Genomic DNA, 7,743 nt, shown 5'->3' on the forward strand with positions numbered 1-7,743 from the left:
ATCGGCGGAACGCGGCGGTGCGACGGCACGGGGAGGCAGTGGTGGGGTATCGGGCGCGCGACGGGGAGCTGCCGGTCGATCCGGCGCACGCCGAGGACGAGGCCGGCCAGGCCCGGCTGGTGCAGGTCGAGGCAGACACCGACGTCCCGGCGCCGGACGACACGACGACGAAGCCCGACATCGTCACCGAGGACGACGGGTCGGGCATGGCGGGCGGCGCGTCGGGCAGTTCCAGCGGCGGCTCCGGCATGCCGGGCCACCCGGACGCGGCTCGCTGAGCACCGCGGAGCACGTTTGCGGGCAGGCCACCCGGACGCGGCTCGCTGAGCACCGCGGGGCACGTTTGCGGGCAGGCCACGGGGGCAGGAGAGCGGCATGACCGATCAGAACCGTACCGACCGGGCCGCCACCGACGAGCCGGACGGCGCCACCGCCATGCAGGCGTCGCTGTGTCCGCCGGGCGAGTCCCTGCGCAGCACCGACGACACCGGCGACGACTTCGCCGACCTGCCCGCCGAAGACCGGCGGTCGGCCCGGGAGGTCAGCCGCGCCGGCTACGACGTGGACGCCGTCTCCGGCACCACCGACCCGAGCCGCACCGAGTGACCTGAGCGCCGGCCCGCCCGCCGGTCCGATCAGCGGCCGGCGGGCACCGCCGACGCGCGGGCCTCGGTCATGCCCCGGTTGGCCAGCGCGTCGGCGCGCTCGTTCTCCGGGTGGCCGTTGTGCCCCTTCACCCACAGCCAGGTGACCTCGTGCCGGGCGCACGCGGCCTCCAACCGCTGCCACAGGTCGGCGTTCTTGACCGGCTGCTTCGCGGCGGTCCGCCAGCCGTTGCGCTTCCACGAGGCCAGCCAGCTGGTGATGCCGTTGCGCACGTACGTGCTGTCGGTGTACAGCTCGACGGTGACCGACCGGGTCAGGCTCTCCAGGGCCTGGATGGCCGCCATCAGCTCCATCCGGTTGTTGGTGGTCGGGGTCGCCTCGCCGCCGCACAGTTCCCGCTCGTGCGCGCCGTAGCGCAGCACCACGCCCCACCCGCCGGGGCCGGGGTTGCCGCTGCACGCCCCGTCGGTCCAGATCTGCACGACCCTGCCGGCCGTCTCGTCCACCATGCCGGCAACCTACCGAATCCGCACGGCCTCCCCCGCCGTCGGGCGGCGGCGCGGCGTGGACGACCTTCCCGACCTTCCACTGCGCCGCCTGAGGCGGCTCAGCCGTCGGCGTCGGCCCGGTCGCCGACCACCGGTCGCGGGACCGCCCAGGTCGCCGCCCGCCGGGTCGGGTCGACGCGGTCGCGGAGCCGGGCCACGGCGTCCCCGGCGGTGGCGGCGACCATCGGCCGCAGCCGGGTGGTGCCCATCAGCGCCACCTCCTCCGCCGGGGTGGTCGCGCCGTCGAGGAACCGCAGCACCCGCTCGGCGGGGTTGCGGTCGAAGAGCCGGCCGAAGAAGTCGGGCCCGCCGACGCCGCCGCCGTCCAGCGCCCGGAGCGCGACCGCGTCCATCCAGCGGTGCCGACGGGGGTACGCGGCAGCGGGCACCGGCGGGCGGCCGGCCGCGAGGGCCCGGGCGACCTGCTCGGCCTGGCGGTGCATGGCGGAGAACGTGAAGCCGGTGGAGGGTCGGGTGGCCCCGCCGGCCGTGCCGAGTCGGACCACCCGGGGCGAGGGCCGGGCCTCGAACGGGCCGTCGGTCATCGGGATCACCCCGTTCTCCACCTCCCGGACCCGCAGCCGGGCCGGGTCGAGGCCGAGCAGGTCCCGGTAGCCGGCCAGCGCCGCGTCGTAACCGGCGTCGGTGAGCAGGTCGGGGCCGAACTCGGTGTACTCCACCAGGGCGTACCGGTCGCTGACCGGCAGGACGTACCCGAACGACACGCCCCGGGCGGGCTGCGGGGTGCGGAAGTCCATCAGGACGGCGCGGGCCGGGTCGAAGACCGGCACGGCGGACTCCAGCCACCAGCCCCGGAAGTGCTGGAGCCAGTTGGTGCGCCCGGGTCGCCGGGGCGGCCGGGGCCGGGAGTCCAGCACCCAGGTCGCGCGGACGGCCGGCCCGTCGCCGCCGCCGGCGCATACCGTGACGTGCTCCCCGTCGTCGTGCAGGGCGTCGACGGGCGCGACGATCCGCCGCACGCCCAGCCGCCGCTCGGCCTCGGCAGCCCGGGCGTAGACCGGGCCGGAGCGCAGCATGGCGTACCGCAGGGGGGCCAGGTCGAGCACGCGGCGGCCGTCGGGCGTCGCCACCTCGACCTGGTCCCAGCTCGCGGCCAGCATCGGGTCCAGGTCGCTGCCGGGGCGGTCCCAGAAGGCCCAGGTCCGGTCCTGGCCGCGACGGTGGACGGGGTCGACGACGGCGACCCGGAGGTCCCGCACGCCGTGCCGGTCCAGGGCCGCGAGGACCAGCGACGCGGCGCCGCCGCCGCCGACCAGCGCCAGGTCGACGTCCAGCGGCGCGGAGGTGTTCACGCCGCCCACGCTGCCACACCGGCCCGGACGCCCGGGCACCGACCGGCCCGGGTCGGGGGCATCGGGCGGTCGCCGGGCGGCGGTAGGGTGCCAGCGGTCGCCCCCGGGCGACGGCCACCGTGCAACCGGGAGGACGCCCGCCGATGAGCATCACCGCCGCCAACGCGCTCACCGCCCGTTGGGCGTCCACGGTGGACGCCGGGCAGACGGTCGTCTCCGGCGCCGGCGTCTATCCGCTGCTGGCGCTGCTCGCCCGCTACGCGACCGGTCCGGTCCGCGACGAACTGCTCGCGGTCGCGCCGGAGCCGGCCCGGTTCGACCTGGACCGCTCCCCCACCACCCGGCTCGCGCTCGCCGCCTGGGCGCGGCGGGACCTGCCGCTGGCCGACCGGTGGGTGCGGGAGGTGCCGGCGGCCATGCGCGGGGAGCTGACCGGCGATCCGGCGCACGACCAGCAGGCCCTCGACGGGTGGGCCGCGACCCACACCGACGGCCTGGTCCCCCGGATGCCGGTGCGGGTCACCCCGGCGACCGCGATGGTGCTGGCCAGCGCGCTGTCGCTGCGCACCGAGTGGGCCGCGCCGTTCCGCGACGCCTGGTGCCAGCCGTCCGCCGGGCCGTGGCACGGTCGCCGGCTCGCCGGGCTGAGCCGGACGAGCTACGACCTCGACGCGCTGCGGGCCGCCGACACCCCCGCCGGCCCGCTCAGCCTGCTGACCGTGCGGGGCGCCGAGGACGTCGACGTGGTGCTCGCCCTGGGCTCGCCGCAGCACGGGGCGGCGGAGGTGCTGCCGGCCGCCGTCGGCGCGCTCGAGGCGCCGGCCGCGCTGCCGATCGCCGCCGGCCCCGGCGTCGACGAGCAGGTCGTCGACGCCCTCGACGACCGGCCGGAACTGCTCGTCCGCACCGTGGCCTTCACCGCCTCCGCCGACCACGACCTGCTGGAGCGGGCCGCGCTGTTCGGCCTGTCCACCGCGGCCGGCGACGGCGACCACTTCCCCGGCATCTCCCGGCTCCTGGCGGTCTCGCAGGCGCGGCAGAGCGCCACGGCCACCTTCAGCGCGACGGGTTTCCGCGCCGCCGTGGTCACCGCCGTCGCCACGCGGGCGGGTTCCGCCCGCCCGCGGCTCACCGCCCGCAGGCGGCGGGTACGTTTCGACGTCGACCGGCCCTTCGGCTTCCTCGCCGTGCACCGGCCCACCGGGCTGGTGCTGCTCGCCGGCTGGGTGACCGATCCCGACCCTCGCGGCTGAGCACCGGGCGCGCCGCCGATTCCGCCGGCCTCGGCTACCGTTCGGCCATGATCCTCACCGACCCGGAACTGGCCATCGTCGCGGCGGAGGCGGGCGCGGCTGTCGTCCGGGCCCGGTTCGGCGGGCCGCTGGAACGGTTCGACAAGTCGCCCGGTGACTTCGCCACCGCCGCCGACCTCGAGTCGGAGCGGGCCGTCCTCGACGTGCTGCGCCGCGCCCGGCCGCACGACGCCATGCTGGGCGAGGAGAGCGGGCACACCGGTTCCCGGTCGGCCGACCGGACCTGGCTGGTCGACCCGCTGTGCGGCACGCTGAACTACGCGGCGCGCACCCCGCTGGTCGCGGTGAACGTGGCGCTGCGCACCGGTCCGGAGGTCACCGCCGCCGCGGTCGCCGACCCGTTCGCCGGGGAGGTGTTCTGGTTCGGGGACGGCAGGGCGGCCCAGATCCGTCGCGACGGCGTCGACGAGCCCCTCGCGCCGTCGGCCAGCTCCCGGCTGGTGGACGTCAACCTCGACCCGCCGTTCCCGAACGCCCCCGCGTTCCGGGCGACCGGGATGCTCGCGGACGCGGAGTTCGCCGCGCGGTTCGGGCCACGGGTGCTCTCCACCACGCTGGCCGTCGCGTGGGTCGCCGCCGGTCGACGGGCCGCGTACGTCACCGACGGGGACCTCTGCGACAGCGTGCACTTCGCCGGCGGTATCGCCCTGTGTCAGGCGGCCGGGTGCGTGGTGACCGGGCTGCGGGGGCAGCCCCCGCACACCGGCGTGGGCGGTCTCATCGTGGCGGCGGACGCGGAGACGCACGCCGCCCTGCTGGCCGTCGTCGACCGGCAGTTCCGGGGGGCGCCGGAGCGAACGGCGGCCCGGCCCTGAGCGGCGCCGCCGGCCAGCGACGCGCTGGTGATCAGCGGCCGGCCGACCGGGGCCTGCCGCCCGACGCTCAGCGCTCCCCGGCCCGCTTGCGGTAGACGACCTGCCGGCGCAGCGGACCGGAGTCGACCTCCGGGTCGTCGAAGTCGTCGGCCGGATCGGTGGTCATGCCCAGACGACGCATCACCGCCTGCGAGCGCAGGTTGGTCGCGGTGGTGATGGCCAGGATCTCCGGCAGCCCGACGGTGTCGAAGCCGTACCGCAGGACGGCCCGGGCCGCCTCGGTGGCGTAGCCGTGGCCCCAGGCGGAGCGGGCGAGCCGCCAGCCCGCCTCCACGCCGGTGACCGGCACACCCTCGTCGACCCGGTCCAGCCCGGCGAAGCCGACGAACGCGCCGCCGGCGCGGACCTCGACGGCCCAGAAGCCGTAGCCGAGCCGGTCGAGGTCGGCCTGGAACGAGCGCGCCGAGGCGGCGGCCTGCTCGGCGGTGAGCAGCGGGCCGAGGTGCTCGCGCACCTCCGGATCGGCGTTCATCGCGGCCCACGGCGAGAGGTCGGACTCCCGCCAGTCGCGCAGCAGCAGCCGTTCGGTCCTGATCTCCGTCACCGCGCGACCCTATTCGCCGGGCAACCGCCGGGGCACGCGGGTTCGCGCCGGCCGGTCGGTCCCGGGGGATGGCCTCGATGGTCGCCATGTTCCGCTCGCCCCAGTCGCCGAGTGGCATCAGCACCTCGTTGAGGGACCGGCCGAAGTCGGTCAGCGAGTATTCCACCTTGGGCGGGACCTGCCGGTAGACCTCACGGTGCACGAGGCCGTACGCCTCCATCTCGCGCAGTTGCTGGATCAGCATCTTCTCGCTGATCCCGGTGATCCCCCGGCGCACCTCGGCGAAGCGGCGGGGGCCCCCGTCCAGCTCCCACAGGATCAGCGCCTTCCACTTGCCGCCCACGACGTCGATCGCGGGGTGCCAGGTACGTCGACGGCGGCATCATGGCCGTTCCGTTCATGATCGGCCAGCCCGGCGCGTTCGTGCTCTACAGCGGCGCGGAGGACGCCTTCCTCGACTGGCGGGACACCCTCGCGGTGTTCGGCGACGTCCACCGCCCCCTGACGGGTGGATGCGGCGACATGCTGGACATGCAGTCGTCCGGTTGCCTAATCTGACAGGCAGCCGGACGGCTGCGTGTGCGAGGTGGGCAGGGTGGACGACGTCTTCCGGGCGCTGGCCGACGCGAGTCGGCGCCGGCTCCTCGACGACCTCAACCGGCGCGACGGGCAGAGCCTGCGCGAGCTGTGCGCCGGGCTCGACATGACCCGGCAGTCGGTCAGCAAGCACCTGGCGGTGCTTTCGGCGGCCAACCTGGTGACCACCGTGCGACGCGGCCGGGAGAAGCTGCACTACCTCAACCCCGTCCCGATCAACGCCGTCGCCGAACGATGGATCGACCGTTACGACCGCGAGCGGGTGCGCGCACTCACCGACCTACGGACAGCGCTGGAGCGGGAGCCGATGGACAGTCCCACCTTCGTCTACACCACCTACGTCAACACCACCCCCGAGAGGCTCTGGGCCGCGCTGACCGAGCCGGCGTTCACCCGCCGCTACTGGGGCGGCGTCGCGCTGCGCTCCGACTGGCGGGTCGGCTCCCCCGTGCTGTGGCAGGACGAGCCGGGCGGCGAGTTCCGCGACCTCGGCCAGCGCGTCCTGGTCGCCGAGCCGTTCCGCCGGCTCTCCTACAGCTGGCACGGCTTCCAACCGGAGCACGCCGCGCACTTCGGCTGGTCCGACGAGGAGTTGGCGGCCCGGCTCGGCGAGCGGAGGTCCCGGGTCACCTTCGACATCGCCCCGTACGGCGAGTTCGTCAAGTTGACCGTCACCCACGAGGACTTCTCCCCGGGCAGCGAGATGTACCGGGCCGTCAGCGGTCAACTCGACGGCGGTGGCGGCTGGCCGGAGCTGCTGGCCAGCCTCAAGTCGCTGCTGGAGACCGGGGAGCCGCTGCCCGAGCCGCGCCCCGAGAGCGCCACCGCGCAGGGCTGACCACCCCGTCGCGGCACGCGGCCGGCACCGGCGGACCCGCTGCCGGGCGGCCGGAACGGCGGCGCGTCCTGCCTTGAGCAAACCGGCCAGGACCGGACCACCGCGGCGGGCCGGGCGCGTACGCGCCCGCCGCGGGGCACCGTTGACGAGAGGGGCCGGGACGGCCCAGCCGCGACAGCACGACCCCCGGTGACATCGGCACGGCCAACCCTCGCGGGTGGGCCGTGCCGGCATTTCCGCTGCTCCCTCCGCCTCCCGGGTGGACACGTGACGGCAACGAGGATTTCTCATTTTCACCGGATCGGGGTCCCAACCCTCCTAGGGTTGGTCACACCGGTGCTAGTCACGGAGTTGGCCACCCGAACGACGTCCCACGCAGTCAGCGGACGAAAAGTGAGGGAAGACGCGTATGAAGGCAAAGACAGTTCTCGTATCGGCGGCGCTCGGCGTGGGTCTCGGCACGCTCCTGCTCCCCGGCGCGGCGCTGGCCGACACCGTCGTGTCACCGGCCACCACGCCGGTCGGCGGGACGGTCGTGCTCACCGCGACGACCTGCAACCCGAAGTCCGGCGACGCGATCTTCCGCGTCACCGGTCCCGACCGCGACCAGAACGTCCGGTCCACCACCGCGGCGGCCGGCGGCGGGCTGAGCGCCGAACTCTTCACCGCCGGCTTCACCCTGGGCACCTACACGGTGACCGCGACCTGCGGCGACGGCAGCGCGGCCGGCAGCGCCACGTTCACCGTCACCCCGATCGGCGGGGCCCAGGCCGGCGGGCGCGGCGGCACCGACGGGACCGGCGCGTTGGCGGCCGGCGGCGCCCTGCTCGGCTCCGCCGCGGGCGGTGCCCTGGTCCTGGCCCGCCGCCGGCGCCACATGGCGGCGGCCACGCTCTGACCGACGGCCCCGTGCCGTCCACTTCCTGGAAGTCGTCCATCCCTGCAACGGGTGCCCGCACCGGTGAACCCACCGGAGCGGGCACCCGGGCGTACGCGTACGGAGGTGGGATCGTGTCCTGGCGCAGGCCCGGCTGGGCGGCCACGGTCGTCGTCCTGCTCGCCACGACCGGGCTCGGCCTGGTCGCCGCCGGGCTGGCGACGACCAGGCC

10 protein-coding genes and 1 pseudogene are annotated in these 7,743 nt (G+C 75.7%); 7 read left to right on the top strand and 4 right to left on the bottom strand.

The window, feature by feature from the left end:
• Positions 1-278 (top strand): hypothetical protein (locus F6X68_RS27790; RefSeq protein ID WP_225852464.1); only part of this gene is annotated, 278 nt, incomplete at its 5' end.
• A gap of 97 nt (positions 279-375) precedes the next feature.
• Positions 376-606 (top strand): hypothetical protein, encoded by a 231-nt coding sequence (locus tag F6X68_RS27795; protein ID WP_151457038.1) that lies wholly within the window; start codon positions 376-378, stop codon positions 604-606.
• Between the two features lie 29 nt (positions 607-635).
• On the opposite strand, the gene rnhA is transcribed toward F6X68_RS27795, so the two are convergent.
• Together rnhA and F6X68_RS27805 are read right to left on the bottom strand one after the other, a co-directional pair.
• Positions 636-1,115 carry a ribonuclease HI gene (gene rnhA, locus F6X68_RS27800; protein WP_151457039.1) on the bottom strand — a complete coding sequence of 160 codons (480 nt, stop codon included), beginning with the start codon at positions 1,113-1,115 and terminating at the stop codon, positions 636-638.
• 98 nt (positions 1,116-1,213) lie between these two features.
• On the bottom strand, positions 1,214-2,467 hold the full coding sequence (locus F6X68_RS27805; protein ID WP_151457040.1) for a lycopene cyclase family protein: 1,254 nt from the start codon (positions 2,465-2,467) through the stop codon (positions 1,214-1,216).
• Between the two features lie 143 nt (positions 2,468-2,610).
• Between F6X68_RS27805 and F6X68_RS27810 the strand changes: the two genes are divergently transcribed.
• Together F6X68_RS27810 and F6X68_RS27815 are read left to right on the top strand one after the other, a co-directional pair.
• Positions 2,611-3,720 (top strand): serpin family protein, encoded by a 1,110-nt coding sequence (locus F6X68_RS27810; protein ID WP_151457041.1) that lies wholly within the window; start codon positions 2,611-2,613, stop codon positions 3,718-3,720.
• 47 nt (positions 3,721-3,767) lie between these two features.
• Entirely contained in the window at positions 3,768-4,595 is an 828-nt protein-coding gene (locus F6X68_RS27815; RefSeq protein WP_151457042.1) for an inositol monophosphatase family protein, read from the top strand.
• Positions 4,596-4,662: 67 nt separating this feature from the next.
• On the opposite strand, the gene F6X68_RS27820 is transcribed toward F6X68_RS27815, so the two are convergent.
• Both F6X68_RS27820 and F6X68_RS27825 read right to left on the bottom strand, forming a co-directional pair.
• The gene (locus tag F6X68_RS27820) at positions 4,663-5,199 is read right to left on the bottom strand and encodes a GNAT family N-acetyltransferase (RefSeq protein ID WP_151457043.1); all 537 of its coding nucleotides are present in this window, start codon (positions 5,197-5,199) and stop codon (positions 4,663-4,665) included.
• A gap of 94 nt (positions 5,200-5,293) precedes the next feature.
• Positions 5,294-5,542, bottom strand: a pseudogene (locus F6X68_RS27825) (winged helix-turn-helix transcriptional regulator); the annotation flags it as partial.
• Between the two features lie 41 nt (positions 5,543-5,583).
• Here F6X68_RS27825 and F6X68_RS34445 point away from each other — a divergent pair.
• The 3 genes from F6X68_RS34445 to F6X68_RS27840 all read left to right on the top strand — a co-directional run bounded on the left by F6X68_RS34445 (position 5,584) and on the right by F6X68_RS27840 (position 7,532).
• On the top strand, positions 5,584-5,757 hold the full coding sequence (locus tag F6X68_RS34445; RefSeq protein ID WP_225852465.1) for a hypothetical protein: 174 nt from the start codon (positions 5,584-5,586) through the stop codon (positions 5,755-5,757).
• A 37-nt stretch (positions 5,758-5,794) separates the two neighbouring features.
• Positions 5,795-6,634, top strand: coding sequence for a metalloregulator ArsR/SmtB family transcription factor (locus F6X68_RS27835; RefSeq protein ID WP_151457044.1), 840 nt, complete (start codon positions 5,795-5,797; stop codon positions 6,632-6,634).
• A 409-nt stretch (positions 6,635-7,043) separates the two neighbouring features.
• Complete coding sequence (locus tag F6X68_RS27840) at positions 7,044-7,532, top strand: hypothetical protein (RefSeq protein WP_132239627.1); 489 nt, start codon at positions 7,044-7,046, stop codon at positions 7,530-7,532.
• Positions 7,533-7,743 lie beyond the last annotated feature (211 nt).

This window comes from Micromonospora sp. AMSO12t (assembly GCF_008806585.1).
Taxonomy (GTDB): domain Bacteria; phylum Actinomycetota; class Actinomycetes; order Mycobacteriales; family Micromonosporaceae; genus Micromonospora; species Micromonospora reichwaldensis.